The sequence below is a fragment of the Arthrobacter sp. CAN_C5 genome, assembly GCF_017875735.1.
Taxonomy (GTDB): Bacteria; Actinomycetota; Actinomycetes; order Actinomycetales; family Micrococcaceae; genus Arthrobacter_D.
The window spans coordinates 862,675-888,805 of record NZ_JAGGMZ010000001.1 but is presented as its reverse complement, the minus strand read 5'-3'; the positions used below and the strand labels follow the sequence as shown (position 1 = coordinate 888,805).

Annotated in this window: 21 protein-coding genes; 3 read left to right on the top strand and 18 right to left on the bottom strand. The window is 62.3% G+C overall.

The window, feature by feature from the left end:
* Positions 1 to 154 precede the first annotated feature (154 nt).
* The 10 genes from tuf to H4V95_RS04210 form a co-directional block, all read right to left on the bottom strand.
* Positions 155 to 1,345: an elongation factor Tu gene (gene tuf, locus H4V95_RS04255; RefSeq protein WP_171583900.1), complete on the bottom strand. Its 1,191-nt coding sequence runs from the start codon at positions 1,343 to 1,345 to the stop codon at positions 155 to 157.
* A gap of 151 nt (positions 1,346 to 1,496) precedes the next feature.
* Positions 1,497 to 3,611, bottom strand: a complete 2,115-nt coding sequence (gene fusA, locus H4V95_RS04250; protein WP_209728929.1) for an elongation factor G — start codon at positions 3,609 to 3,611, stop codon at positions 1,497 to 1,499.
* Between the two features lie 42 nt (positions 3,612 to 3,653).
* The gene (gene rpsG / locus H4V95_RS04245) at positions 3,654 to 4,124 is read right to left on the bottom strand and encodes a 30S ribosomal protein S7 (RefSeq protein ID WP_019481489.1); all 471 of its coding nucleotides are present in this window, start codon (positions 4,122 to 4,124) and stop codon (positions 3,654 to 3,656) included.
* Positions 4,124 to 4,498: a 30S ribosomal protein S12 gene (gene rpsL, locus H4V95_RS04240; RefSeq protein WP_019481488.1), complete on the bottom strand. Its 375-nt coding sequence runs from the start codon at positions 4,496 to 4,498 to the stop codon at positions 4,124 to 4,126. Before rpsL ends, rpsG begins: the two co-directional genes overlap by 1 nt.
* Before the next feature lie 358 nt (positions 4,499 to 4,856).
* Positions 4,857 to 8,747 (bottom strand): DNA-directed RNA polymerase subunit beta', encoded by a 3,891-nt coding sequence (locus H4V95_RS04235; protein WP_196865242.1) that lies wholly within the window; start codon positions 8,745 to 8,747, stop codon positions 4,857 to 4,859.
* Positions 8,748 to 8,939: 192 nt separating this feature from the next.
* Positions 8,940 to 12,449 (bottom strand): DNA-directed RNA polymerase subunit beta, encoded by a 3,510-nt coding sequence (locus H4V95_RS04230; protein ID WP_196865243.1) that lies wholly within the window; start codon positions 12,447 to 12,449, stop codon positions 8,940 to 8,942.
* A 272-nt stretch (positions 12,450 to 12,721) separates the two neighbouring features.
* Positions 12,722 to 13,612 carry a prenyltransferase gene (locus tag H4V95_RS04225; RefSeq protein WP_209728927.1) on the bottom strand — a complete coding sequence of 297 codons (891 nt, stop codon included), beginning with the start codon at positions 13,610 to 13,612 and terminating at the stop codon, positions 12,722 to 12,724.
* A 61-nt stretch (positions 13,613 to 13,673) separates the two neighbouring features.
* Positions 13,674 to 15,332: a phytoene desaturase family protein gene (gene crtI, locus H4V95_RS04220; protein WP_209728925.1), complete on the bottom strand. Its 1,659-nt coding sequence runs from the start codon at positions 15,330 to 15,332 to the stop codon at positions 13,674 to 13,676.
* Between the two features lie 19 nt (positions 15,333 to 15,351).
* On the bottom strand, positions 15,352 to 16,245 hold the full coding sequence (locus tag H4V95_RS04215; RefSeq protein ID WP_196865245.1) for a phytoene/squalene synthase family protein: 894 nt from the start codon (positions 16,243 to 16,245) through the stop codon (positions 15,352 to 15,354).
* Positions 16,246 to 16,248: 3 nt separating this feature from the next.
* Positions 16,249 to 17,313 (bottom strand): polyprenyl synthetase family protein, encoded by a 1,065-nt coding sequence (locus H4V95_RS04210; RefSeq protein WP_209728923.1) that lies wholly within the window; start codon positions 17,311 to 17,313, stop codon positions 16,249 to 16,251.
* Positions 17,314 to 17,378: 65 nt separating this feature from the next.
* On the opposite strand from H4V95_RS04210, the gene idi reads away from it, so the two are divergent.
* Positions 17,379 to 17,927 carry an isopentenyl-diphosphate Delta-isomerase gene (gene idi, locus H4V95_RS04205; protein ID WP_312883941.1) on the top strand — a complete coding sequence of 183 codons (549 nt, stop codon included), beginning with the start codon at positions 17,379 to 17,381 and terminating at the stop codon, positions 17,925 to 17,927.
* A 26-nt stretch (positions 17,928 to 17,953) separates the two neighbouring features.
* Here the strand turns inward: idi and H4V95_RS04200 are convergent, their stop codons facing one another.
* Positions 17,954 to 18,691: a glycosyltransferase family 2 protein gene (locus tag H4V95_RS04200; RefSeq protein WP_245345570.1), complete on the bottom strand. Its 738-nt coding sequence runs from the start codon at positions 18,689 to 18,691 to the stop codon at positions 17,954 to 17,956.
* 24 nt (positions 18,692 to 18,715) lie between these two features.
* On the opposite strand from H4V95_RS04200, the gene H4V95_RS04195 reads away from it, so the two are divergent.
* Together H4V95_RS04195 and H4V95_RS04190 are read left to right on the top strand one after the other, a co-directional pair.
* The gene (locus H4V95_RS04195; RefSeq protein ID WP_209728921.1) at positions 18,716 to 19,312 is read left to right on the top strand and encodes a hypothetical protein; all 597 of its coding nucleotides are present in this window, start codon (positions 18,716 to 18,718) and stop codon (positions 19,310 to 19,312) included.
* 67 nt (positions 19,313 to 19,379) lie between these two features.
* Positions 19,380 to 20,582 (top strand): acetyl-CoA C-acetyltransferase, encoded by a 1,203-nt coding sequence (locus tag H4V95_RS04190; RefSeq protein ID WP_209728919.1) that lies wholly within the window; start codon positions 19,380 to 19,382, stop codon positions 20,580 to 20,582.
* A 112-nt stretch (positions 20,583 to 20,694) separates the two neighbouring features.
* On the opposite strand, the gene rplL is transcribed toward H4V95_RS04190, so the two are convergent.
* From rplL to secE, 7 genes are all read right to left on the bottom strand, one after another.
* On the bottom strand, positions 20,695 to 21,072 hold the full coding sequence (gene rplL, locus H4V95_RS04185) for a 50S ribosomal protein L7/L12 (RefSeq protein ID WP_209728917.1): 378 nt from the start codon (positions 21,070 to 21,072) through the stop codon (positions 20,695 to 20,697).
* A 78-nt stretch (positions 21,073 to 21,150) separates the two neighbouring features.
* The gene (rplJ, locus tag H4V95_RS04180) at positions 21,151 to 21,759 is read right to left on the bottom strand and encodes a 50S ribosomal protein L10 (protein ID WP_196865249.1); all 609 of its coding nucleotides are present in this window, start codon (positions 21,757 to 21,759) and stop codon (positions 21,151 to 21,153) included.
* A 409-nt stretch (positions 21,760 to 22,168) separates the two neighbouring features.
* Positions 22,169 to 23,317 carry a GNAT family N-acetyltransferase gene (locus tag H4V95_RS04175; RefSeq protein WP_209728914.1) on the bottom strand — a complete coding sequence of 383 codons (1,149 nt, stop codon included), beginning with the start codon at positions 23,315 to 23,317 and terminating at the stop codon, positions 22,169 to 22,171.
* A 159-nt stretch (positions 23,318 to 23,476) separates the two neighbouring features.
* Positions 23,477 to 24,184, bottom strand: coding sequence for a 50S ribosomal protein L1 (gene rplA, locus H4V95_RS04170; protein ID WP_171583884.1), 708 nt, complete (start codon positions 24,182 to 24,184; stop codon positions 23,477 to 23,479).
* A 153-nt stretch (positions 24,185 to 24,337) separates the two neighbouring features.
* On the bottom strand, positions 24,338 to 24,769 hold the full coding sequence (gene rplK, locus H4V95_RS04165) for a 50S ribosomal protein L11 (protein ID WP_171583883.1): 432 nt from the start codon (positions 24,767 to 24,769) through the stop codon (positions 24,338 to 24,340).
* 122 nt (positions 24,770 to 24,891) lie between these two features.
* Positions 24,892 to 25,767 carry a transcription termination/antitermination protein NusG gene (nusG, locus tag H4V95_RS04160; protein WP_209728912.1) on the bottom strand — a complete coding sequence of 292 codons (876 nt, stop codon included), beginning with the start codon at positions 25,765 to 25,767 and terminating at the stop codon, positions 24,892 to 24,894.
* 60 nt (positions 25,768 to 25,827) lie between these two features.
* Positions 25,828 to 26,085, bottom strand: coding sequence for a preprotein translocase subunit SecE (gene secE / locus H4V95_RS04155; protein ID WP_196865575.1), 258 nt, complete (start codon positions 26,083 to 26,085; stop codon positions 25,828 to 25,830).
* Positions 26,086 to 26,131: the final 46 nt, after the last annotated feature.

The following is a 26,131-nucleotide window of genomic DNA, read 5'->3' as shown; positions in this document are numbered from 1 at the left end:
CGCCAGGAAAGTGCCGCCGGCGCAGAACCGCTGTGTCCCCACCACGTTTCTGCGGGTAGCCCACTTTTTTGCACGCGTCCCTGGCTGACATTGACCCAAAAGGAAAGGCCCCGCTGCAGTGCAGCGGGGCCTCTCCTCAGTGACTCGTGAAGAGTTACTTGATGATCTTGGTAACGCGTCCTGAACCTACGGTCCGGCCGCCTTCGCGGATAGCGAAGCCGAGGCCCTCTTCCATAGCGATTGGCTGGATGAGCGCAACGGTCATCTCAGTGTTGTCGCCAGGCATAACCATTTCAGTGCCCTCGGGGAGGGTAATGACACCGGTTACGTCAGTGGTGCGGAAGTAGAACTGCGGGCGGTAGTTGGAGTAGAACGGGTTGTGACGCCCGCCTTCGTCCTTTGCCAGGATGTAGACGTTGGCATCGAAATCAGTGTGCGGGGTGATTGAACCCGGCTTGACGATAACCTGTCCACGCTCAACATCTTCGCGCTTGATTCCGCGGAGCAGGAGACCACAGTTCTCGCCTGCCCATGCTTCGTCGAGCTGCTTGTGGAACATCTCGATACCAGTGACCGTGGTCTTCTGGACCGGACGGATGCCGACGATCTCGATTTCCGAGTTGATCTTCAGGGTTCCACGCTCGGCGCGGCCCGTTACAACGGTGCCACGGCCGGTGATGGTGAAGACGTCTTCAACAGGCATCAGGAACGGCTTGTCCTTGTCGCGCACGGGGTCCGGAACGCTGTTGTCGACTGCGTCCATCAGGTCCTCGACGGACTTGACCCACTCGGCGTCGCCCTCAAGTGCCTTCAGGCCGGAGACGCGCACCACTGGTGCCTCGTCGCCGTCGAAGCCCTGCGCGCTGAGGAGCTCGCGGACCTCCATCTCGACCAGGTCAAGCAGTTCCTCATCGTCGACCATGTCGGACTTGTTCAGCGCGACCAACAGGTAGGGAACACCAACCTGGCGGGCAAGCAGAACGTGCTCGCGGGTCTGAGCCATCGGGCCGTCGGTTGCAGCAACCACGAGGATTGCTCCGTCCATCTGAGCAGCACCGGTGATCATGTTCTTGATGTAGTCAGCGTGACCGGGGGCGTCTACGTGTGCGTAGTGGCGCTTCTCGGTCTGGTACTCAACATGCGAGATGTTGATGGTGATGCCGCGCTGCTTCTCCTCGGGGGCCGAGTCGATGGACGCGAAGTCGCGTGCCTCGTTGAGATTGGGGTACTTGTCGTACAGCACCTTCGAAATGGCAGCCGTCAACGTCGTCTTTCCATGGTCAACGTGACCGATGGTTCCGATGTTAACGTGCGGCTTAGTCCGCTCGAACTTTGCCTTCGCCACGGGTTCCTCCTAGAACGTTTTGAGAAGATTTGCTTCCCAGCCGCGCTGTTCGCGGCTGAAACTGTTGCAAGTCTACTGGGGGCTTTTACTTTGATGAAATTACTGCATGCTTCAGGAGCCGGATGGCTCCATCAGCTGGTCTGCGGAAAAGTTATTCGCCGCGGGTCTTCTGGATGATCTCGTCGGCAACTGCCTTCGGAACCTCCGAGTAGCTGTCGAACTTCATCGAGTACACCGCGCGGCCCTGGGTCTTCGACCGCAGGTCACCGATGTAGCCGAACATCCCCGACAGGGGCACCATGGCCTTGATGACCTTGACGCCGCTGGCATCCTCCATGGACTGCATCTGGCCACGGCGGGAGTTGAGGTCACCAATAACTTCACCCATGTATTCCTCAGGGGTGCGGACTTCAACTTCCATCAGCGGTTCGAGCAGGACAGGGTTAGCCATCCGCGCGGCTTCCTTGAACGCCATCCGGCCGGCAATCTTGAATGCCATTTCGGATGAGTCAACGTCGTGGTAGGCGCCGTCAAGGAGTACTGCCTTGATGCCGACAACCGGGTAGCCGGCGAGCACGCCGTCGTTGAGGGCATCCTGGATGCCCGCATCAACGCTCGGGATGTATTCGCGAGGGATACGTCCACCGGTGACTTTGTTGTCGAACGCGTACAGGACGCCATCTTCAACTTCCATCGGCTCGATGGCGATCTGGATCTTCGCGAACTGGCCGGACCCACCCGTCTGCTTCTTGTGGGTGTAATCGTGCTTGGCCACGGCGCGCTTGATGGTTTCGCGGTAAGCAACCTGAGGCTTGCCCACGTTGGCTTCGACGCGGAACTCGCGACGCATGCGGTCCACGAGGATGTCCAGGTGGAGCTCGCCCATGCCGGCGATGATGGTCTGACCGGTGTCAACGTTGAGGGAGACCTGGAAGGTCGGGTCCTCAGCGGAGAGTTTCTGGATAGCCGTGGACAGCTTCTCCTGGTCACCCTTGGTCTTCGGTTCAATAGCAACCGAGATCACGGGATCAGGGAAGCTCATCGACTCGAGGACGATCTGGTTGGCACTGTCGGAGAGGGTATCGCCGGTGGTGGTGTCCTTCAGACCAATAGCTGCGTAGATGTGGCCAGCACGTGCTTCCTCAACGGGAATTTCCTTGTTGGCGTGCATCTGGAACAGCTTGCCGATCCGCTCCTTCTTGTTCTTCGTGGAGTTGGTCACCTGCGTGCCAGCCGAGATATGGCCGGAGTAGACGCGGATGAACGTCAGCTGTCCGAAGAACGGGTGGGTGGCAACCTTGAACGCCAGGGCCGAGAACGGCTCTTCGGTGCTCGGCTTGCGAGTCAGCTCGATCTCCTCGTCCCGGGGATCGTGACCGATCATCGGGGGAACATCGAGCGGGTTCGGCAGGTAATCGACAACAGCATCAAGCATCGGCTGGACACCGCGGTTCTTGAACGCCGAGCCGCAGAGGACCGGGTAGATCTCCGAAGCGATGGTGAGCTTACGGATACCGGCCTTGATCTCCGCAGTGGAAGGCTCTTCGCCAGCAAGGTACTTCTCCATGAGCTCATCGTCAGCTTCGGCGACGGCCTCGAGCAGGCTTGCCCGGTACTCGTTCGCGCGATCCACGAGGTCAGCAGGGATCTCTTCGATCTCGTACTTGGCACCCATGGTGACGTCACCCTTGGAGTCGCCACGCCAGGTCAGCGCGCGCATTTCCACGAGGTCGACGACGCCTTCGAAGTCGTTCTCAGCACCGATAGGCAGCTGGATAACCAGGGGCTTGGCGCCGAGACGGCTGATGATGGTGTCGACGGTGAAGTAGAAGTCAGCGCCCAGCTTGTCCATCTTGTTGACGAAACAGATGCGGGGGACTTCGTACTTGTCGGCCTGGCGCCAGACGGTCTCGGACTGAGGCTCTACGCCTTCCTTGCCGTCAAACACTGCGACGGCACCGTCGAGGACGCGCAGTGAGCGCTCAACCTCAACGGTGAAGTCGACGTGACCGGGGGTGTCGATGATGTTGATCTGGTTGTCGTTCCAGAAGCAGGTCACGGCGGCGCTCGTGATGGTGATGCCGCGTTCCTTTTCCTGTTCCATCCAGTCGGTGGTCGAGGCGCCGTCGTGCGTCTCACCAATCTTGTGGTTTACACCCGTATAGAACAGGATGCGCTCGGTAGTAGTGGTCTTGCCGGCATCAATGTGGGCCATGATGCCGATATTGCGGACCTTGTTAAGGTCGGTAAGCACGTCCTGTGCCACGGTGTCTCCCTTATTCTTGGGTTTCTAGAAGTCGGAGTCTGGTTACCAGCGGTAGTGTGCGAAGGCCTTGTTCGACTCGGCCATCTTGTGCGTGTCCTCGCGGCGCTTCACCGCTGCTCCGAGACCGTTCGAGGCATCCAGGATTTCGTTCATCAGACGCTCGGTCATGGTCTTCTCGCGGCGAGCCTTCGAGTAGCCAACGAGCCACCGCAGGGCAAGAGCCATGGAGCGGCCGGGCTTGACCTCGACGGGTACCTGGTAGGTCGCGCCGCCGACTCGGCGGGAGCGAACCTCGAGGGAAGGCTTGACGTTGTCCATCGCCTTCTTGAGTGCTGCGACGGGGTCGCCACCACTCTTGGCACGGGCACCCTCAAGTGCGCCGTAGACAATGCGTTCTGCTGTGGACTTCTTGCCGTCGACGAGCACCTTGTTGATCAGCTGAGTGACCAGGGGTGAACCGTAAACGGGATCTACAACGAGCGGCCGCTTCGGGGCCGGGCCCTTACGTGGCATTACTTCTTCTCCATCTTCGCGCCGTAGCGGCTGCGAGCCTGCTTGCGGTTCTTGACACCCTGGGTATCAAGCGCACCACGGACGATCTTGTAGCGGACACCGGGCAGATCCTTCACACGACCACCGCGCACCAGCACGATGGAGTGTTCCTGAAGGTTGTGACCGACGCCTGGGATGTAAGCGGTAACTTCGATGCCGCCGTTGAGGCGCACACGTGCGACCTTACGGAGCGCCGAGTTCGGCTTCTTGGGGGTGGTCGTGTAAACGCGGGTGCAAACGCCGCGCTTCATGGGGCTGCCCTTCAATGCGGGCGCCTTGGTCTTGACGACCTTAGGTGTCCGGCCCTTACGGACCAGCTGGTTGATAGTAGGCACTTCTGCGTTCTCCGTAATGTCTAGAGATATTGACTGTCGTTTGCGCCGAACCCACAGGGGGAAGCCGAAACGACTTGACCGTAGGCGTGCGAAAATGTGGCATTCGTTGTACAAGTTCCCTACAACGCGGAGATACGTCCGCTAGGACGCCGATCCTCTGCCACACAAACAATTACCTCTACTCTAGCAGAGATCGGGCGGGGCCCCGATTCGGTGGTACCCCCGCCCCTCCCCCGCTGTCGGGCCCTTGCACGGACCCCTTGCACGGTCCGGTTGCACGGTCCGGTTGAGGGGACGCGGTTAACGCGGTCGGCCCCGCACATCCGAAGGTGTGCGGGGCCGACCGGAATAGGTCCGTTTAGCGGAACTCGGAACCCATGTCGTAGTCATCCAGAGGGATGGCGTGGAACTCGGGAGTCATCGAGCCCTCGACACCTGCGTAGTCGAAGTCGCTGAACGCGCTAGGACCGGTGAACAGGTTGGCCTTCGCTTCCTCAGTCGGCTCCACGGTGATCTTCGTGTAGCGATCCAGGCCGGTACCGGCCGGGATCAGCTTGCCGATGATCACGTTTTCCTTCAGACCCAACAGAGGATCGCTCTTGCCTTCCATGGCGGCCTGCGTAAGAACACGCGTGGTCTCCTGGAACGATGCGGCCGAAAGCCACGACTCGGTGGCGAGCGACGCCTTGGTGATACCCATGAGCTCGGGACGGCCTGAAGCCGGCTTCTTGCCCTCGGACACCACGCGACGGTTCTCGTCCTCGAAGCGGCGGCGTTCTGCCAGCTCTCCGGGAAGGAGGTTCGACTCGCCGGACTCGATCACCGTGACGCGGCGAAGCATCTGGCGGACGATAACCTCGACGTGCTTGTCGTGGATACCCACACCCTGGCTGCGGTACACGGTCTGTACCTCATCGACCAGGAATTCCTGGGCCTTACGGGGGCCGAGGATCCGGAGGATCTGCTTCGGATCGACAGCACCAAAGACCAGCTGCTGTCCCACCTCAACGTGCTCGCCGTCCGTGACCAGCAGGCGCGCACGCCGCAGGACAGGGTAGGCGATCTCTTCGGAACCATCGTCGGGGGTGACAACCAGCCGAAGCTGCTTCTCGCCGTCCTCGATGTTGACGCGACCCGCAACCTCGGAGATCGGAGCGACACCCTTGGGGGTACGCGCTTCGAAGAGCTCCTGGATACGAGGCAGACCCTGGGTGATGTCCTCCGCCGACGCGATACCGCCGGTGTGGAACGTACGCATGGTCAGCTGTGTGCCCGGCTCACCGATCGACTGTGCAGCGATGATGCCAACGGCCTCACCGATGTCGACGGTCTTGCCGGTGGCCAGCGAGCGGCCGTAGCAGAGGGCACAGGTGCCGACGCTCGACTCGCAGGTCAGCACGGAGCGCACCTTGATGTCGGTGACCCCTGCGGCAAACAGCTCGCCGATCAGGACATCGCCGACGTCGGAGCCCGCCGGAGCGAGCACCTTGCCCTTGGCGTCAACAACTTCGCTGGCCAGGGTGCGTGCGTAGGCCGAGTTCTCGACCTCTTCGTGCAGGACCAACTCGCCGTCGCTGTTCGGCACCGCAATGGTGACGTTCAGTCCACGCTCGGTGCCACAGTCGTCTTCGCGAACGATGACGTCCTGCGACACATCCACCAGACGACGGGTCAGGTAACCCGAGTTGGCGGTACGCAGCGCGGTATCGGCCAGGCCCTTACGGGCACCGTGGGTTGCGATGAAGTACTCCAGCACCGACAAGCCTTCACGGTACGAGGACTTGATCGGTCGAGGGATGATCTCGCCCTTGGGGTTCGCTACCAGACCACGGATACCCGCGATCTGACGGACCTGGAGCCAGTTACCACGTGCGCCGGAGGACACCATGCGGTTGATGGTGTTGTCCTTCGGCATCGCGCCGCGCATGGACTCGGCTACCTCGTTGGTGGCCTTGTTCCAGATGTCGATCAGTTCCTGACGACGTTCCTCATCAGCGATGAGGCCCTTGTCGAACTGGGACTGAACCTTGGCGGCCTGCTTTTCGTAGACCTCCATGATTCCGGCCTTGTTGATCGGGGCGGAGATGTCCGAGATCGCCACGGTGACACCTGAGCGGGTTGCCCAGTAGAAGCCGGCATCCTTCAGGTTATCCAGCGTTGCAGCGGTGACCACCTTCGGGTACCGCTCGGCGAGATCGTTGACGATCGTGGACAGCTGTCCCTTGTCGGCAACCTTCTCAACCCATGGGTAGTCGGCAGGCAGCGTGTCGTTGAACAGAACCTGCCCAAGGGAGGTTTCGATCAACGCCGGCGTTCCTTCTTCCCAGCCTTCGGGCGCAGCGATATCAGCGCTGGGCACGAAGTGTGGGATGCGGATCCGGACAACCGAGTTCAGGTGCAGGACACCCATGTCGAAGGCCATGATGGCTTCGGCCGGGGTGCTGAATACGCGGCCTTCGCCTGCTGAGCCCTCACGCTTGGTGGTGAGGTGGTGCAGGCCGATGATCATATCCTGCGAAGGCAGGGTCACCGGACGGCCGTCCGAAGGCTTCAGGATGTTGTTCGAGGAGAGCATCAGGATGCGCGCCTCAGCCTGGGCCTCAGGGCTCAGCGGCAGGTGGACTGCCATCTGGTCGCCGTCGAAGTCGGCGTTGAACGCACCACAAACCAGTGGGTGCAGCTGAAGGGCCTTACCTTCAACCAGCTGCGGTTCGAACGCCTGGATGCCCAAACGGTGCAGGGTAGGTGCACGGTTGAGTAGCACTGGGTGCTCGGTGATGATCTCTTCGAGAACATCCCAGACCTGCGGGCGGTAACGCTCGACCATCCGCTTGGCGCTCTTGATGTTCTGCGCGTGGTTGAGATCAACCAGACGCTTCATCACGAACGGCTTGAAGAGTTCCAGCGCCATCTGCTTGGGCAGACCACACTGATGCAGCTTCAGCTGAGGACCAACAACGATCACCGAACGACCCGAGTAGTCAACGCGCTTACCCAGAAGGTTCTGGCGGAAACGACCCTGCTTGCCCTTGAGCATGTCGGAGAGCGACTTCAACGGACGGTTGCCCGGCCCGGTGACGGGGCGGCCACGACGACCGTTGTCGAACAGGGAGTCAACTGCTTCCTGGAGCATCCGCTTTTCGTTGTTCACGATGATCTCGGGCGCACCGAGATCGAGCAGGCGCTTCAGCCGGTTGTTGCGGTTGATCACGCGGCGGTACAGGTCGTTGAGGTCGGAGGTCGCGAAGCGGCCACCGTCCAGCTGGACCATCGGGCGCAGTTCCGGCGGAATCACGGGAACGGCGTCAAGCACCATGCCGAGGGGGCTGTTGGTGGTGGTGAGGAACGCGTTGACAACCTTCAGGCGCTTCAGGGCACGCGTCTTGCGCTGGCCCTTGCCGTTCTGGATGATGTCGCGGAGCATCTCGGCCTCGGCTGGCATGTCGAAGTTCTCAAGACGCTTCTTGATCGCTTCGGCGCCCATTGAGCCCTCGAAGTACAGTCCGTAACGGTCGCGCAGTTCGCGGTAAAGGCCCTCGTCACCTTCAAGGTCAGCAACCTTGAGGCTCTTGAACCGGTCCCAGACCTGCTCGAAGCGCTCGATCTCGATGTCGGCGCGCTTACGCACGTTCGCCATCTGGCGATCGGCCGAGTCACGTGCCTTCTTCTTCTCGGCAGCCTTCGCGCCTTCGCCTTCAAGCCGTGCAACCTCATCCTCAAGGTCCTTGGCGATCGTGGCGATGTCGGAGTCGCGCTGGTCGATCATCTGCTTCTTCTCGAGGTCGTGCTCGGCCTGGAGGTTCGGCAGTTCGGCGTGACGGTTTTCCTCGTCGACGGCGGTGATCATGTAGGCAGCGAAGTAGATGACCTTCTCGAGGTCCTTCGGTGCCAGGTCCAGCAGGTAGCCCAAGCGCGAAGGGACGCCCTTGAAGTACCAGATGTGGGTGACGGGAGCAGCAAGCTCGATGTGTCCCATGCGCTCACGGCGTACCTTGGCGCGGGTCACTTCTACACCACAGCGCTCACAGATAATGCCCTTGAAACGGACGCGCTTGTACTTGCCGCAGTAGCATTCCCAGTCGCGGGAAGGTCCGAAGATCTTCTCGCAGAAGAGGCCGTCCTTCTCAGGCTTGAGGGTACGGTAATTGATGGTTTCCGGCTTCTTGACCTCGCCAAAAGACCAACCACGGATTTCGTCCGCAGTGGCAAGGCCGATTCGCATGAGGCCGAAGGAGGATTCGCTGGACATATGGTCCCTGTTCTCTCTTTGTTCTCTAAATTCTTGAAGTCTTCATAAGGGGCGGGGAGGGAGCGGGCGGTTCCGGCGCCCGCTCCGGTACCTGGAACGGCGGCAACGAAATTTCTTCGGCCGCGGACGGCCTCTGAAATATTAAAGCCGCCTTACTCCAGGCACCGGAGTGGGCTAAATCCGAAGGTCGCCTTAGACTTCCTCGACAGAACTTGGCTCGGCCCGTGACAGGTCGATGCCCAGTTCCTCCGCGGCCCGGAAGACTTCTTCATCCGAGTCACGCATCTCTATCGTGGTTCCGTCGGTGGAGAGTACTTCCACGTTCAGACACAGCGACTGCATTTCCTTGATCAGCACCTTGAAGGATTCGGGGACACCCGGCTCTGGGATGTTCTCGCCCTTCACGATCGCTTCGTAGACCTTCACGCGGCCGTGGATATCATCCGACTTGATCGTCAGAAGTTCCTGCAGCGTGTAGGCCGCGCCGTAAGCCTCGAGGGCCCAGACTTCCATTTCACCGAAGCGCTGTCCGCCGAACTGTGCCTTACCACCCAGCGGCTGCTGGGTAATCATGGAGTACGGCCCGGTGGAGCGTGCGTGGATCTTGTCGTCCACCAGGTGGTGCAGCTTCAGGATGTACATGTAGCCGACCGAAATGGGGTCCGGGAACGGCTCGCCGGAGCGGCCGTCAAAGAGCAACGCCTTGCCGGAACCGCCGATGAGGCGCTTTCCGTCGCGGGTTTCCCGGGTGGAGTTCATCAGACCAACGATTTCGTCCTCGGTTGCGCCGTCGAAGACGGGGGTCGCAACCGTGGTCGAACCGCTTTCGCGGGGCAGGTTCGGGAGGTTCTTCAACCATTCCGGCTCGCCATCGATCTTCCAGCCCTGCTTGGCCACCCAACCGAGGTGGATTTCCAGAACCTGGCCCACGTTCATGCGGCCTGGGACACCCAGCGGGTTCAGCACGATGTCGACGGGGGTGCCGTCTTCCATGAACGGCATGTCCTCGATCGGAAGGATCTTGGAGATGACGCCCTTGTTGCCGTGACGCCCTGCGAGCTTGTCGCCGTCGGTGATCTTACGCTTCTGTGCCACGTAGACGCGGACCAGCTGGTTCACGCCGGGGGGCAGTTCGTCGTCGTTGTCGCGGTCGAAGATGCGAACGCCGATGACCGTACCGGACTCACCGTGGGGAACCTTCAGTGACGTGTCGCGGACTTCGCGGCTCTTCTCACCGAAGATGGCCCGTAGGAGACGTTCCTCGGGGGTCAGCTCGGTCTCACCCTTGGGTGTGACACGGCCAACCAGGATGTCGCCTGCTTCAACCTCGGCACCGATGTGGATGATGCCGCGCTCGTCCAAGGCCCCCAGGACCTCTTCGGAGACGTTCGGGATGTCGCGGGTGATTTCCTCGGCACCAAGCTTGGTGTCGCGGGCGTCAACCTCGTGCTCCTCGATGTGGATCGAGGTCAGGACATCGTCGGAGACGATGCGCTGGGAGAGGATGATCGCGTCCTCGAAGTTGTGGCCTTCCCAGGACATGAACGCGACGAGCATGTTCTTGCCCAGCGCGAGTTCGCCCTGGTCGGTTGAGGGACCGTCGGCGATGATCGTGTTGTATTCAACGCGGTCACCGTCTGCAACCAGCACGCGCTGGTTGTAGGCGTTGCCCTGGTTGGAACGGGCGAACTTCATGATCGGGTAGTTCGTTTCGGTGCCGTCGTCGTTGAGGATGCTCACCATGTCGGCTGAAACTTCCTTGACCACGCCAGCCTTGACAGCGGTGACTGCGTCGCCGGCGTCGACAGCGGCATTCTTCTCCATACCGGTGCCCACCAGGGGGCGCTCGGAGCGGAGCAGCGGGACAGCCTGACGCTGCATGTTCGCACCCATGAGCGCACGGTTCGCGTCATCGTGTTCCAGGAACGGAATCATGGCCGTAGCGACCGACACCATCTGGCGCGGTGAGACGTCCATGTACTCGACCTCGATGGCCTCGACCAGAACAGGCTCGCCTGAACCACCGCGGGTACGCACCAGAACCGTAGGTTCGATGAAGTTGCCCTTGTCGTCGAGCGGGGCGTTCGCCTGGGCAATCAGGCGCTCCACCTCGTCGTCGGCGGTGAGGTAGTCGATCTGCTCGGTGACGATGCCGCCAACTACCTTGCGGTAGGGGGTTTCGATGAAGCCGAAGGTGTTGATGCGTCCGTAGGATGCCAACGAGCCGATCAGACCAATGTTCGGGCCTTCAGGGGTTTCGATGGGGCACATACGGCCGTAGTGGGACGGGTGGACGTCTCGAACTTCCATGCCTGCACGGTCACGGGACAAACCGCCCGGGCCCAGCGCTGACAGGCGACGTTTGTGCGTCAGACCGGCCAGTGGGTTGTTCTGGTCCATAAACTGCGACAGCTGGGACGTTCCGAAGAACTCCTTGATCGCAGCGACGACCGGGCGGATGTTGATCAGGGTCTGAGGCGTGATGGCCTCAACATCCTGGGTGGTCATCCGCTCCCGGACCACGCGCTCCATCCGGGACAGGCCGGTGCGGACCTGGTTCTCGATGAGCTCGCCAACCGCACGGATACGACGGTTGCCGAAGTGGTCAATGTCGTCGACCTCGACGCGCAGTTCGACGTCGCCGCCGTCGCGCTTGCCGGTGAGGGTCTTCTCATTGGCGTGCAGGGCAACCAGGAACTTGATCATCGCGACGATGTCGTCGATGTTCAGGACCGAGGCGTCCTTATCGTCAAGGTTTTTGTCGATGCCGAGCTTGCGGTTGATCTTGTAACGACCAACCTTGGCCAGGTCGTAGCGCTTGGGGTTGAAATACAGGTTGTCGAGCAGCGTCTTGGCGGCCTCGACCGTGGGTGGCTCTCCCGGGCGAAGCTTCCGGTAGATGTCCAGCAACGCGTCTTCCTGCGTTTCGGTGGTGTCCTTCTCCATGGTGGCGCGGATGGAGTCGTACTCACCGAAGGTCTCGAGGATCTGGCCCTCGGTCCATCCCAGTGCCTTCAACAGGACCGTGACCGACTGCTTGCGCTTGCGGTCAAGGCGAACGCCGACCTGATCACGCTTGTCGATTTCGAGTTCGAACCAGGCGCCACGTGACGGGATGATCTTCGCGCTGAAGATGTCCTTGTCACTGGTCTTGTCGGCGGTGCGCTCGAAGTAGGCGCCCGGCGAACGAACCAGCTGTGACACGACGACACGCTCGGTGCCGTTGATCACAAACGTGCCCTTCTCCGTCATCAACGGGAAGTCGCCCATGAACACTGTCTGCTGCTTGATCTCGCCAGTGTTGTTGTTCATGAACTCGGCCTTGACGTACAGCGGGGCCGCGTACGTAGCGTCGCGGTCCTTGCACTCGGCCATGGTGTACTTCGGATCGGCGAACTCCGGCTCCGAGAAGCTCAGGGACATGGTGCCCTGGAAGTCCTCGATCGGGGAGATCTCTTCGAAGATGTCAGCGAGACCGGATGTGGAGGCCACACCCTGGAGCTTCTGTTCCAGAGCTTCCTGCACGCGCGCCTTCCAGCGATCGTTTCCTACCAGCCAGTCGAAACTGTCGGTTTGGAGCGCGAGGAGGTTAGGAACGTCCAGCGGTTCGTGAATCTTTGCGAATGAAAGCCGGGGGGCGACGCCGTCGGCGTCGACCTGGCTGGTAGCGGTTGCATTATTAGAGGTGCTCGAGGCGACCAAGAGGGATCCTTCCACAGACCTTCGGCTTGTTCAGCTATATCCGCCCTCTTTGCACTGCCGCCGCGTATCAACGCGGGGATTGTGTGTGCGAACCAATTGCCTGCGGTCATACCGGACAGTGAATCTGCCGTTAAATGACTAACGCAAAACAAAGCCCACCGCTATATGAAGGCCGAGGTTAAGAGGAAAGACGCAAATATCTACTGTACTGCAGAGCGCCCGCCCTGTCCAGCCGGGGTGTGGTATACGTGATCCGGGTCAGCCCGGCCCGGTCAACCTGCCTGGGTCACCCAGATCAGGAGCATGGTCACCAGGAACCCGGTGAGGAAGTTCAGCCTGATGAAACGCCGCCACCCCTGGTTGGCGCTTTCGCAGTCCTCGTCGCGGAGATCGGCGAAAGGCAGGATGCTCAGGATGTACGGCAGGGCCAGCAGTCCACCGAGCATTGCCGGCCAGGGCGTCATCAGCATCAGCAGTCCGCTCAGCAGGTAGGCGAAGACGGCGAAGCGCACGACGGTGCGTGCCCCGAGGACCGTCGCAATCGAGGCGATGCCACCTTCACGATCGGCCTGGATGTCCTGCACCGCACCAAAGGCCTGGCTGGCGACGCCCCAGAGGAAGAACGCCCCCAGCACCGCCCAGAGGCCGACGTCGAAGGTGGCGCCTGCAAGCACCAGCCCGAATACGGCCGGACTGACGAAGTGGGTGCTGGAGGTGACCGAATCGAGGAAGGGTCGCTCCTTGAACCGGAGTCCGGGAGCGCTGTAGGCGATCACCGCGAACACGCTCACCGCGAGCACCAGCGCAGACAGCGGGTTGCCCAGCAGCAGCAGTGCCACCAGGAACGGGACATTCGTCAGCACTGCAGCCCACAGGGTGACGCGGTGGAAGCTGCGGTCCAGGACGGCACCTTCCACCCCGCCCTTGCGGGGATTCCGGAGATCCGACTCGTAGTCGAAGACGTCGTTGATGCCGTACATGGCCAGGTTGTAGGGGATCAGGAAGTACAGCGTCCCGAGAACAAACGCCAGATCGATGGACCCGGTGGTGAGGAAGTACGCGGCCGCGAAGGGGAACGCCGTGTTCACCCAGGACACGGGGCGGGAGGACACCAGCAGCATCTTCGCGGTCCCGGACAGGCCGGTCCTGGCGTCGGCGCTCATGCGCGGTTCCGTTCAGCCCGCGCCGTAGCGGCCAACAGTATGACCAGGTAGGGGGCAGGAATCATTGCCCGTCCTTGCCCACGGCGGCCTCTGGAACGCCCGCCCGGGCAACCAGGGGCTCCGCCAGCGGACCGGTGCTGGTGTCGGAGCGCAGCCGTTTGATCAGCAGTTCGGCGCTGATCAGGCACATGGGGATGCCGATGCCCGGAATGGTTGAGCTGCCCGCATAGTAGAGCCCCTCGACCTTGCGGCTCTTGTTGCGGCCCCTGAAGAACGCGCTCTGCCTGAGCACGTGCGCCGGGCCCAACGAGGTGCCCTGCCAGGCGTTGAAGTCCCCGACGAAGTCCTGCGGCCCATAGGTGCGGCGGACGACAATGCGGTCCGCGAGATCGGGGATATCCGCCCACTTGCTGATCTGGTCGATCACTGTGTCGGCGAGGCTCTCAATGCCGGGATCGCCCGCGCCGTCGATCCCGCCAGCTCCCAGCCCGGGGTCAGCAGGCACTGGCACCAGCACGAACACGTTCTCATGGCCTTCAGGGGCCACACCGGGGTCGGTGGCACTCGGCCGGCACACGTACAGCGACGCGGGGGTCGGCACCGAGGTGGTCTTACCGAAAATCCGCGAGAAATTGTCTTCCCAATCAGCGGTGAACAAGAGGGTGTGGTGTTCCAGTTCGGGCAGTCCGCCCTTGACGCCCAGGTACAGCAGCAGAGCACTGGGGCCAGCCGTCCGGCTGGACCAGTATTTCTCCGGGTAGGTCTGGTCCGCGGGTTGCAGGAGCTGCGTTTCGGCGTGGTGCAAGTCGTTGGCTGCGATCACCGTGTCCGCAGCGGTAGTGTGCACGGCGCCGTCGGCCGCGACCCAACGGACGCCGGTCACCCGCGCCTTCTGGGACCGCCCATCGCCGGGCAGGGTCAGGATTTGATCCACCCGCGCTCCGGTGATGATCTCCACGTTCCGGCTCCGGGCCTGCGAGTGGATGGCTTCGGTCAGCCGGGTAAACCCACCCATCGGGTACAGGACACCGTCGTCGAGGTCCAGGTGGCTCATCAGGTGGTACATGCTGGGTGCCTCGAAGGGGGAGGTACCGAGGAAGACCGCCGGGTACCCCAGAATCTGGCGCAGCCGGTTATCAGTCACCGTTGCGGCGGCGAGCCTGGACAGCGGTTGCAGCAGCAGGCGAACCAGCTTGGGGACTCGGCTGAGGACATCCGGGCGTAGGAACGGCAGGAACGACTGGAAGGTGGTGTAGAGGAAACGCCGGGTAGCCATGGTGTAAGTTTCACTCGCCGAGTCCAGATACTTCTCCAGGGCCTCCCCCGCCCCTGGTTCGATGTCGTTGAACAACTTCACGACGTCGGCGCGCTCAGCGGGAACGTTGATGGGCTGGGTGTGCCCCTCCGAGTACACCCGGTACCCCGGATCGAGTTTGACCAGGTCCAGCTGCGCGGTGGCGCTGGTGCCGAGCAGCTTGAAGAAGTGATCGATCACCTCGGGCATCAGGTACCAGGACGGGCCGGTGTCGAACCTGAACCCATCCTGTTCCCAGAGGCCCGCCCGCCCGCCCGTGGCTGCCTGCTTCTCCAGCACGGTGACCTCGTGGCCCTCCTCGGCGAGCAGGGCAGCCGAGGCGAGGCCAGCGATTCCGCCGCCGATGACTATCACCTTCCGACGTGGGCCGTTCACTGGGCTGTTCAGGGGTGCGTGGGAGTTCATGGCAGCCTTCCGGTGGTCATCAGGGTGTTTCATCAGGCTGCGGGACACGGCCCGCCAGTGCCCGGGCGGCAATTCGGAGTTTCACCGGGTTAGGCACCCGGACCCGCGACGTCAGGAGTTCTTCAGCAGGGGTGTCGCGTAGCCGCGCGGAAAGCTCGGCGAAGAGCCCCTGGGCCAGAGCGACGGCGCGACGGCTGGAACCCGGCAGCTCCCGAAGTGCCTCGGCAGACACGGCCAGGTCAGCTGCAATGTCATCGAGGAGCCGGTGCTTGTCGGCTTCGCCGAAGTTTCCGGGCCTGATACCGGGAAAGTAGCTGCGCCCCAGCGACTTGAAGTCGTCGGCAAGGTCGCGCAGGAAATTGATTTTCTGGAAGGCAGCTCCCAGTCGGCGGGCTCCGTCGACGAACTTTTGTTCCTGGGCGGCGCTTGGCTTGGTTACCTCTTGGTACAGGAAGCATTTCAGGCACATCAGGCCCACCACCTCGGCCGAGCCGTAGACGTACTCGTCGAAGGACTCCTGCGTGTGCTCGGTCCGTTCCAGGTCGGCACGCATCGAGGCGAAGAAGGGTCGGGTCAGCTCGGCGGTGATTCCGGTTTCCCGTGCGGTGTTGGCAAAGGCGTGAACCACCGGGTTGGCGCTGTACCCGGTAGCCATGGCCCGCTCGGTTTCGCTCTCCAGGTCATCGAGTACCTCCCGCGTCTGATCGGGGTTGAGCCCCGCTGCGGCAGCCGCGCCGTCGACCACCTCGTCGGCAACCCGGACCAGGGCATAGACCGTCTCAACGTGCTGGCGGACGTCACCACCCAATAGCCGGGAGGCCAGCCCAAACGAGGTGGAGTAGGACTTGATCACCACGGCCGAGGTGCGGTGGGTGACATCGGTGTAGAAGGCAAGGGCGTCGTGTGGCTGCATGGGCTAACGCACCCTCGCCAGGACGGCCGTGGCGACGTGGGCCAGCCCGTCGCGCAGTTCAGCCGGGATATGCGCGGCACCCAGATGCTCCTGTGCCCGCTGCGCATAGTCTCCTGCCAGCGACACCACGTGATCCAGTGCCCCGCTGGACCTCAGGACTCCGCGGATCTTCTCGGCCCCGGCGGCCGAGAGCTCCGGCGATCCGACCAGTGATGAAATCTGCTCCCATTCGGCCCGCTGGGCGACGTACGAGATCAGGGCGGTCCGCTTGCCCTCCCGCAGGTCCCCCCAGGTGGTCTTTCCGGTGGTCTTCTCGTCCCCGAAAACGCCGAGGATATCATCGGCCAGCTGGTAGGCGATCCCCACATCCCTGCCGAAATCACCGAGGGAATCGATGATGGCTTCATCGGCACCCGCCAGGACGGCACCGGCCTTGAGCGGGCTTTCGAACGAGTACACAGCCGTTTTCAGCCGCGCCATCTGGAGGGTTTCCTCGGACGATGCCACGTCGGAGGTTGAAGCGTCGACGTCGAGCAGTTCCCCCGCCGCGGAGGCGAACACTGCGTCATCAAGGAGCTCACCGAGCCGTTCCCGCGTGGCGGGGTCGGTGCGGACGCCATCGAGCAGGCGGTGGGCACTGGAGAGGGCCAGGTCCCCGGCAATGAGTCCCATGGACAGTCCGCGGTGCGCGGCGTCGTCGGGTGCGAGGCCTGCGTCTTCGGCCAGCAGCCGGTAGGTACCCGACACGTTGGGGATGCCCCGCCTGACGAAATCCCGGTCGATCACGTCGTCGTGAACGATCAGTGCCGTGTGGAGCATTTCGAAGGACGCTGCCACCAGAGCTGCGTTGTCCCGGTCGGTCCCGGCGAGGCAGTCGTAAGCGGTCATGACCATGCGCGGACGAAAACGCTTGCCGCCAGCGGCGCAGTTCTCGAGTGTTTCCCACAGGTGGTGGTACGTAGGACCAAGGGTCGCCGCACGGGCCTTCGAGCGGGCAAAACTGTTTGAGAGGACACTTTCCACCTGCTCCAAGCCGCGGGAGTCGACCAGCAAGGTTTCCATGTCCATAGGTAAAGTAAACACTGACCTCACATTCTTTAGCTAAACGACTCAGGTCAGGGAGCAGTCAGACAGTGCTTGAAGCAGACGGCGGTTCGGGATCCGGTACTGAACTGGTGGTCCTCGTTGACGAATCCGGGGCACCCACCGGCACCCAGGACAAGGCGGAGGTGCACCACACCTCGACGCCGCTGCACCTGGCCTTCTCCACCCACGTGTTCGACGACGACGGGCGGATCCTCGTCACCCGCCGGGCGCTGTCCAAGCGCACCTGGCCGGGCGTCTGGACCAACTCGTTCTGCGGGCACCCAGGACCGGGCGAATCCACCGTCGACGCGATTGCGCGGAGGGCCGGCTACGAACTGGGGATTGCCGTGACTGACCTTTCCCTCGCGCTCCCCGATTTCAGGTACCGGGCCGTGGACTTCTCCGGGGTGGTCGAAAACGAGATCTGCCCCGTCTACACCGCCCGTTGCGTTGGCGAGCTATCCCCACGGGACTCGGAGGTCAGCCAGTGGGAGTGGGTAGAACCCCACCAGCTGGTCGAATCGGTCCGGCTCACCCCCTGGGCGTTCAGCCCCTGGCTGACGCTCCAGCTTCCGCTGCTCTACCCCGCCGGGTAGTCCCCGAGGCACAGCCGGTCGTCGCGCTATCTGGCCGCCGGGCGGTAACGGCCCGCCCACCGCTCCCACGGTGGCGAAACCCTCCAGTGCAGCGCAATCGTGCGAAACGCACGGACGAAGCGGCGTCGCAGGTCGGCTCCCCCGATGAGCGCCCGGGGCGAAATCCCGACCCGAAGCGAGAAATCGCACGCCGTTCGATGCCCCGGGGCCAGTGCAAACGCGAGGTCGACGTCGTCGTGCACCTCGGGGTCGGTTGAATGCACCCGGGTACGCACCGCTTCCCACACCTCGGAGCGGAAGGCCATATTGGAGCCGAACAGTGGCCAGTGCGCCATGGCCGCACCCATGAGGACAAGGTAGGCCCGCATGTACAGCAGGTCCGCGGCGGCGCCCCGCCACCGGGAAACATCGTAGAACTGTCCGGGTCCCGTGAGCGCTGCGAGCCCGACGTCGTCGGCGAAGCGGGTGGCGATCTTCTCCAGCCAGTCCCCGGACGGCACCGAGTCGGCGTCGCATCGGACAATGATGGTGCCCTGGGCAGCGTTGTAGCCAGCTGCTGCGGCTGCCCCGATCCCGATCACCGGTTCGGTGACCACCCGCGCCCCGTGCGCCTCGGCAATCGCAACTGTCGAATCGGTCGAACCATTGTCGACGACTATCACCTCCAGCGGGGGCCGGGTCTGGGCGCCCAGAGCCTGCAGGCAAAGGGCCAGGAGGTCACCGTCGTTGCGGCACGGGATGACCACTGAAAGTGTTGGGGGCATGCCATTGATACTAGGGTGTTTTACATGATTGACGATCTACTTCGACCTGCGTCAACCCCCTGGGCGGTGACGGCCGACGTGATCCGAACGGCTGCCTTGCTCAGCGTCATCGCTGTGTTGCTCTGGTGGGGGCCCGTTGAATTCGCAGTGCTGTTCCTTGTGCTCGGTGGCGTCCTTGTGTCCCGGATGGTTCGCGTTGATCCCCGGGTCGATGCCGCCTACGGAGCTACCCTGCTTGTTGCGGGGTGGAGCGCCGTCATCGACCTGTACGAGCTCATCTCGTGGTGGGATCTTGCCGTCCATACGCTTGCCACCGCGGCCATTGCCCTCATCGCCTACCTGCTGCTCCTGCGGATGCGCTATCTCCCTCGACCTGCGCCCGGCCGTCGGACCGCAACCGGGGTCACCATCATCACCCTTGCCCTGGGTCTGAGCCTGAGCGTCGTGTGGGAGTTTGCCGAGTGGGCGGGGAGCAAGTACATCACCCATGAAATCAATGTGGGCTATGAAGACACCTTGAGCGATATAGCTGCCGGTGGAGTCGGTTCGTTGGTGGCTGGGGTGCTGCTGGCAGCCACGCTCTCGCGGAGTCGGCAACCCATTTCAGTTAATGTTCACTAGCTGAGCTGGACCGGACAGAGTAGCCTTGACGCAACTGCTTCAAAGACGAAAGTGAGCGTTCCCCTCGATGAACACTGAAGAAAAGTCCCCGACCGACGTCGTCATTGTCGGGGGTGCGCGAACCCCGCACGGCCGCCTCAACGGGCAACTGTCCTCCTTCACGGCTGTCGACCTGGGTGCCATGGCAATCGCCGGCGCGCTGGACAAGGCAGGGGTCGACGCCGGCTCGGTACAGGCAGTGATCATGGGCCATGTCATCCAGGCAGGCTGCGGCCAGAACCCCGCAAGGCAAACCGCGCTCAAGGCCGGTATCGGCTGGGATGTCCCCACCGTCACCCTTAACAAGGTCTGCCTCTCAGGCCTCACCGCTGTCATCGATGCCGCCCGGTTGATCCGTAGCGGCGAGGCGACGGTGGTCATCGCCGGCGGCCAGGAGTCAATGACCCGCGGACCGCACCTCCTGCCGGGATCGCGGCAGGGTTGGACGTACGGCAACATCCAGGCAATCGACTCGGTAGCCAACGACGGCCTCACCGACGCCTTCGACAACGAATCGATGGGCGCCTCGACCGAACGGGGCAACACCGGGCTGGGGATCAGCCGCGAAGATCAGGACGCCGTGGCCGCGGCTTCGCATCAGCGGGCAGCCGCTGCCATGGAGTCGGGCGTATTCGACGTCGAAATCGTCCCGGTCACTGTCCCCCAGCGGAAGGGTGAGCCGGTGGTGCTGACCCAGGACGAGGGTGTCCGCCCCACGACGACCGTGGAGTCCCTGGCCGGGCTGCGGCCCGCGTTTGATAAGGCAGGATCGATTACCGCTGGCAACTCGTCCCCACTCTCCGATGGAGCCGCAGCGCTCGTGCTGACCACCCGTGCCCACGCCGAGGAGAAGTCGTTGACCATCCTCGCGGTGGTGGGGCAGCCGGGTCAGGTGGCCGGGCCCGACAACTCCCTGCACTCGCAGCCGTCGCGCGCGATCGAACAGGCGCTGGACCGCGCCGGCTGGCAGAGCTCCGATCTGGACTTCATCGAGATCAATGAGGCGTTCGGCTCGGTTGCTTGCCAGTCACTGCAGGACCTGGACTACCCGCTGGAGAACTGCAACATCCATGGCGGGGCAATCGCCCTGGGCCATCCCATCGGCGCCTCGGGTGCACGCCTCGCGTTGCACGCTGCGCATGAGTTGGGGCGGCGCGGCGCTGGCCGGGCGGCCGTGTCGCTGTGCGGTGGCGGCGGTCAGGGCGAGGCGCTGCTGCTTTACCTGAACTAGGCGGCGTGGGGAATCACCCCGGGCCCATCAGCTCGGGGTGATCGACCGCCCCCGGACACAAAGAAGCCCCGGACTCGTGGAGTCCGGGGCTTCTTTGAATAGCTGAAAGAGCCTACTTCAGGGTTACCGTCGCGCCAGCGGCCTCGAGGGATTCCTTGGCCTTCTCGGCAGCATCCTTGGTTGCGCCTTCCAGCACAGCCTTGGGGGCGCTGTCGACAACGTCCTTTGCTTCCTTCAGACCCAGTGAAGTCAGGGCACGAACTTCCTTGATCACTGCAATCTTCTTGTCGCCTGCTGCTTCGAGGATAACGTCGAAGGAATCCTTCTCCTCTTCAGCAGCTTCGCCTGCGCCGCCGCCGGCAGGTGCAGCTGCAACTGCAGCAGCGGTGACGTCGAAGGTCTCTTCGAACAGCTTGACGAACTCGGAGAGTTCGATGATGGTCAGTTCCTTGAAAGCTTCAATGAGCTCTTCGTTGGTGAGCTTCGCCATGGCGAGAGCCTTCCTTCCTATAGTGGTGCCGTGCATCGAATGTGATGCTGGGTACCGGAGTTTGGTGGATGAAGAAAATTACTTTTCTTCAGGCGCTGCAGCAGCTTCGGGAGCCGCCTCTGACTCGGCGGCTGCGGGTGCAGCTGCTTCCTCTGCAGCAGGAGCGTCAGCGGCTGGCGTCTCTGCTGCTGCAGGCGCTCCACTTTCCTCCTCTTGCTTGATGCGCAGTGCATCAAGGGTGCGGGCAAGTGCTGCCATGGGTGCTTGCAGCACTCCGGCAACGCGGGCCAGCTGAAGTTCGCGCGACTCAAGAGCAGCGAGAGCCTTGACACCGGCTGCGTCGAGGGCTTTACCCTCGAAGACGCCGGTCTTGATGATGAGCTGTGGGTTGGACTTCGCGAAATCCGTGAGGCTCTTTGCCGCCGCGATGGCGTCACCCTTGATGAAGGCGATTGCAGTTGGTCCGGCAAGCTGGCTTTCGAACGCGTCGATGCCGGCTTCCTTGGCTGCAATGCCCGTCAGGGTGTTCTTGACGACAGCGTATTTGGTGTCCTGGCCGAGTGAACGGCGCAGTTCCTTGAGCTGTGCGACGGTGAGCCCGCGGTATTCGGTTAGGACTGCAGCATTTGAGTCTTTGAAATCGGTGACGATTTCCTCAACTGCGCTTACCTTGATTGCGGTTGCCATAACCCTCCTTCCGGGGAATTGATGCCGGCTGCGACTGCCCCAATAAAAAACGCCCCGCGCAGATGCACGGGGCTTGATTCAAAACTACGGCTGGGCCGTCTATTCCGAGAAGCTTCGTTCACCTGCGCTGGCCGCCCTGTTACGGGAACCTTCAGACGCACACCCCGAACCTCACACCACAGAAAAATCCTGCGAGCTAAGGGTGGGATACGCATCGACCGACGGTCTTTGGTTCTTCAAGGGTACGTCACGGTCCGGAAGGTAGCCAAATCCCCCTTCCGCACGGCTCCCCGATGCGACCGCAGACGAGAAAAGTGGTTCAGCAGCAGGATAGTGGTCAGGTAACCACTATTCTGCAGCTGAACCACTCGCCTGTGACCCGAAGGGGACAGACGGGACCGGACGGGCACTACACCTGGTGCTGGGCCACGCCGTCGTCACTCTGGTGCTGAGTCACGCCGTCGTCGTCGGCCTTCTTCTGCCACGCGGCGGTGTATCCGGCTGGCACAAATCCCATTGACACGTTCACGGCAAGCATGTGGGCGTTCTCCTCGGCGTTCCAGGTATAGACCCGCAGGGCCTCGGGCCACACCGCCGGCACATCCAGGAGGTTCGCCGCCTTGAGCCACATGCCCAGCCGCCGGCCACGGTGCGCCCGGAGGACCAGAGTGTCGTCCTGTGAGACCACTTCAGGCCTTGCTGGCTGGTATTCGAGGATGGTGTGGCCGGCAAGCAACCCGGTGGGTCGATGGCGGACCGCCCTGACCAGGGAGAATCCACCGGTCCGCAGCAGCCTCTCCTCCCCCTCACGGATTCGGGCGGCGTCCCAGACCTCTTCCTCCCAGTCAAGGTCCCCCATCGGCACATCCGTGCTCATCGTTTGGCGCAGGAGCGCGTACTGCTCCACCAGGTCATCCGGGCAGCGATTTTGCCATCGCACCAGTTCATAGTCCGGCCCTGCTGCATCCTGGGCGGCCTGGGCCAGGGCGCCAGCCTGTGGCAGTGATGTCGCGAGATCCAGCACACTGCACCTATCGATCTGCGCCAGCTGAAATCCGTTCCGCAGGGCCAGCGCCGTCGTCGCGCTGTTCCGGGGGAATGCTCCGGCGCCCGTAGCGGGGACCAGGACGTTGCCCGGGTCCAGGTCAAACCCGGCGGGCTCGTCGGCCCACGCCATAATGGTCGACCGGCCGATCCCCGCCGCGTGACCCTCCAGTGCGCGGTACAACCCGGTACCGATTCCCTGCCCGCGATAGTCAGGATGCACGGCAACGAACACGTAGCAGGTGCCCAGATTGTCGGTCAGCGGAATATCGACGACGCCCTTCCCCACGACACTGCCGCCGTCCCGCGCCACGAACATCACGCGCTCCTCGTAGTCGCTGGGCTGCGAGGACTCGTGCCGCGCCTGGGGGCTGTAATAGTGGTCATCATTCCCCCAGAGGTCCCGTTCCACGAGGTTGCTCAGTTCAGCGGCAGCGATGAAATCCGCACCGCCCGGCAGGTCCAGGGATGACGGGCGGGGCAGGACGTCGATGGTGACGGCTGAGGTTTTCATAGCTGAAGTCTAACCGAGTGATTGGTAACTGCCAATCACTAATTCTCCTGATGCTTCTGACTATCTGTCCCCATCCCTTACACCGCGAAGGGCCGCAGCTCTGTGCTGCGACCCTTCACTTATTCAGCAGTGATGCTGCGCCCGACGGCGGATAGAACCCTATGCGTCGGCAAGAACCTTGGTGACGCTTGGGTCCACGGTGATGCCGGGACCGAAGGTGGTGGAGACAGTTGCCTTCTGGATGTAGCGACCCTTCGAAGCGGAAGGCTTCAGGCGCAGGACCTCTTCCAGTGCCACCGCGTAGTTCTCGGCGAGCTTCTGCACATCAAACGACACCTTGCCGATGATGAAGTGCAGGTTGGAGTGCTTGTCCACGCGGAAGTCGATCTTTCCGCCCTTGATGTCGGTGACAGCCTTGGTGACGTCGGCGGTAACCGTGCCGGTCTTCGGGTTCGGCATGAGGTTACGGGGACCCAGTACCTTACCCAGACGGCCAACCTTACCCATGAGGTCAGGGGTGGCGACGGCGGCGTCGAAGTCGACCCAGCCGGCTGCAACCTTTTCGATCATGTCATCGGAGCCAACGAAGTCAGCGCCGGCAGCGATTGCCGCTTCAGCCTTTTCGCCGGTTGCAAAGACCAGGACGCGCTTGGTCTTGCCGGTGCCGTGAGGAAGGTTGACGGTGCCGCGGACCATCTGGTCGGCCTTACGTGGGTCAACACCCAACCGGAACGCTACCTCGACGGTCGCGTCGAAGCTGGAAGGGTTGGTTTCCTTGGCCAGAACTACTGCCTCGAGCGGGGCGTACTGCTTGTCTGCCTCGATCTTGGCTTCGGCCGCCTTATATGCTTTGCTGCGCTTTGCCATCTGCTTTTTCTCCTTATGCAGTTGTGGTCAGCGGACCGCGCGGGCCCTGCCACACTCCGACGTCCGATCCCGCCTGATTGGCGGCCCTGACGTCTACGTTTTGTTGTTTGGGGTGCACGGTGAATTGCTCAGCCGTGCGGTGGGTGGAAAGGGTTAGCTTTCTACCGTGATGCCCATTGAGCGGGCGGTGCCAGCGATGATCTTGGCAGCAGCCTCGATGTTGTTGGCGTTGAGGTCTTCCATTTTCATGGTGGCGATCTCGTTGACCTGGTCCTTGGTCAGCTTGGCAACCTTGACGGTGTGCGGCGTGGCCGAACCCTTGGCAACTCCGGCAGCCTTCTTGATAAGCTCGGCAGCTGGAGGAGTCTTGGTGATGAACGTGAATGAGCGATCCTCATACACAGTGATTTCAACGGGGATGACGTTTCCGCGCTGTGATTCTGTCGCAGCGTTGTACGCCTTGCAGAATTCCATGATGTTGACGCCGTGCTGGCCAAGTGCTGGACCAATGGGGGGCGCTGGGTTGGCAGCGCCTGCATTGATCTGCAGCTTGATCAGGCCGGAGACCTTTTTCTTGGGGGCCATGAAGGGTCCTTCTTTCACATTACGTCCATAGGACAGGAGCGTCCCATGGGTTGTTGGTCACCATGGCGTGATGACCTACCGCACCACCTGAGCTAAGCCGGCCCTGGTGGTACGAAGCTTGATTACTGCAGCTTGGTGACCTGGCTGAACGAAAGCGTCACAGGAGTTTCGCGTTCGAAGATCGATACCAGGACAACGAGCTGCTGGGACTCCGGCTTGATCTCGGAGATGGTGGCCTGCAGCGTCTCGAACGGGCCCTCGTTGACCGTGACCGGCTCGCCGACCTCGAAGTTGACCGTTGCTGGAGTCAGCTGGTTCTTCGCTGGCTTGCCGGACTCTGGGTCGGTGTGGACCACCGTGTGCTCAAGCATGGAGAACACTTCACCCAGACTCAGCGGGACGGGGTTGTGGGCGTTGCCCACAAAACCGGTGACGCCCGGGGTGTGCCGGACGGCGCCCCACGATGCGTCGGTGAGGTCCATACGCACCAGGACATAGCCCGGGATCCGGACCCGGTTGACGATCTTCCGGGTGGTGTTCTTGATCTCCACCACTTCTTCCATCGGCACCTGGATCTCGAAGATGTGCTCTTCCATGTCCAGGGTCTGGATACGGGTTTCGAGGTTCGCCTTGACCCGGTTCTCGTAGCCGGCGTAGGAGTGGATGACATACCAGTCACCCTCCTGGCGGCGGAGCTTGGCCTTGAACAGTGCGACGGGATCTTCAGCCGGAGCCGCATCCTCGTCGTCGCCTTCAACGGCGTCGTCGCTGTCGGTTGATTCGGCATCCTCGGACATTTCGTCATCCGTGGAAACCTGGTCGTTGGCCTCTACCTCGACATCGCCCGTTTCGGGCTCTGCTGCAGTCTCGGGCTCGCTATCTGCCGGGGCGTCACTGTCAGCCGGGGTCGTTTCGACACCGGAATCAGCTACCTGATCCTCGTTCTCCAGATCATCCTCAACAGAAGTGATCTGCCGTTCGAGTTCTTGCTCGGACACCTAGCCGCCTGCTTTCTAAGATTCATCAGCTTCGTTTACTGCATTACCGCGCGGGTCCAGCTATGCGCCGCCGAAGACCCACACCGCAGCCGTCCCGAACAGGAAGTCCAGGGCGGTCACGATCAGCATCATGATGATCACGAAGACCATCACGGTGATGGTGTACCGCACGAGTTCCTTGCGGGTCGGTACAACTACCTTCTGGAGTTCAGAGATAACCTGCCGCACGAAGAGGAAGATCCGACCGAAGAAGCCCCGCTTGGGAGCCTTCTTGTCGGAAGGGCTACCCTGTGAGCTGCCCGCAGCCGTTTCGGTCACCTTCAACCTCTTCCATCTGTGTCGGTTTCTGAAGTCCGCAAGGACT

Coding starts and splice junctions, on each gene's coding strand:
- rpsG (WP_019481489.1), bottom strand. CDS start 4,124: ATGCCACGTAAGGGCCCGGCCCCGAAGCGGCCGCTCGTTGTAGATCCC.
- H4V95_RS04195 (WP_209728921.1), top strand. CDS start 18,716: ATGATTGACGATCTACTTCGACCTGCGTCAACCCCCTGGGCGGTGACG.
- H4V95_RS04190 (WP_209728919.1), top strand. CDS start 19,380: ATGAACACTGAAGAAAAGTCCCCGACCGACGTCGTCATTGTCGGGGGT.
- H4V95_RS04225 (WP_209728927.1), bottom strand. CDS start 13,612: ATGAGCGCCGACGCCAGGACCGGCCTGTCCGGGACCGCGAAGATGCTG.
- H4V95_RS04210 (WP_209728923.1), bottom strand. CDS start 17,313: ATGGACATGGAAACCTTGCTGGTCGACTCCCGCGGCTTGGAGCAGGTG.
- H4V95_RS04235 (WP_196865242.1), bottom strand. CDS start 8,747: ATGTCCAGCGAATCCTCCTTCGGCCTCATGCGAATCGGCCTTGCCACT.
- H4V95_RS04175 (WP_209728914.1), bottom strand. CDS start 23,317: ATGAAAACCTCAGCCGTCACCATCGACGTCCTGCCCCGCCCGTCATCC.
- rplL (WP_209728917.1), bottom strand. CDS start 21,072: ATGGCGAAGCTCACCAACGAAGAGCTCATTGAAGCTTTCAAGGAACTG.
- H4V95_RS04200 (WP_245345570.1), bottom strand. CDS start 18,691: ATGCCCCCAACACTTTCAGTGGTCATCCCGTGCCGCAACGACGGTGAC.
- rplA (WP_171583884.1), bottom strand. CDS start 24,184: ATGGCAAAGCGCAGCAAAGCATATAAGGCGGCCGAAGCCAAGATCGAG.
- H4V95_RS04215 (WP_196865245.1), bottom strand. CDS start 16,245: ATGCAGCCACACGACGCCCTTGCCTTCTACACCGATGTCACCCACCGC.
- rplJ (WP_196865249.1), bottom strand. CDS start 21,759: ATGGCAACCGCAATCAAGGTAAGCGCAGTTGAGGAAATCGTCACCGAT.
- crtI (WP_209728925.1), bottom strand. CDS start 15,332: ATGAACTCCCACGCACCCCTGAACAGCCCAGTGAACGGCCCACGTCGG.
- rplK (WP_171583883.1), bottom strand. CDS start 24,769: ATGGCCCCCAAGAAAAAGGTCTCCGGCCTGATCAAGCTGCAGATCAAT.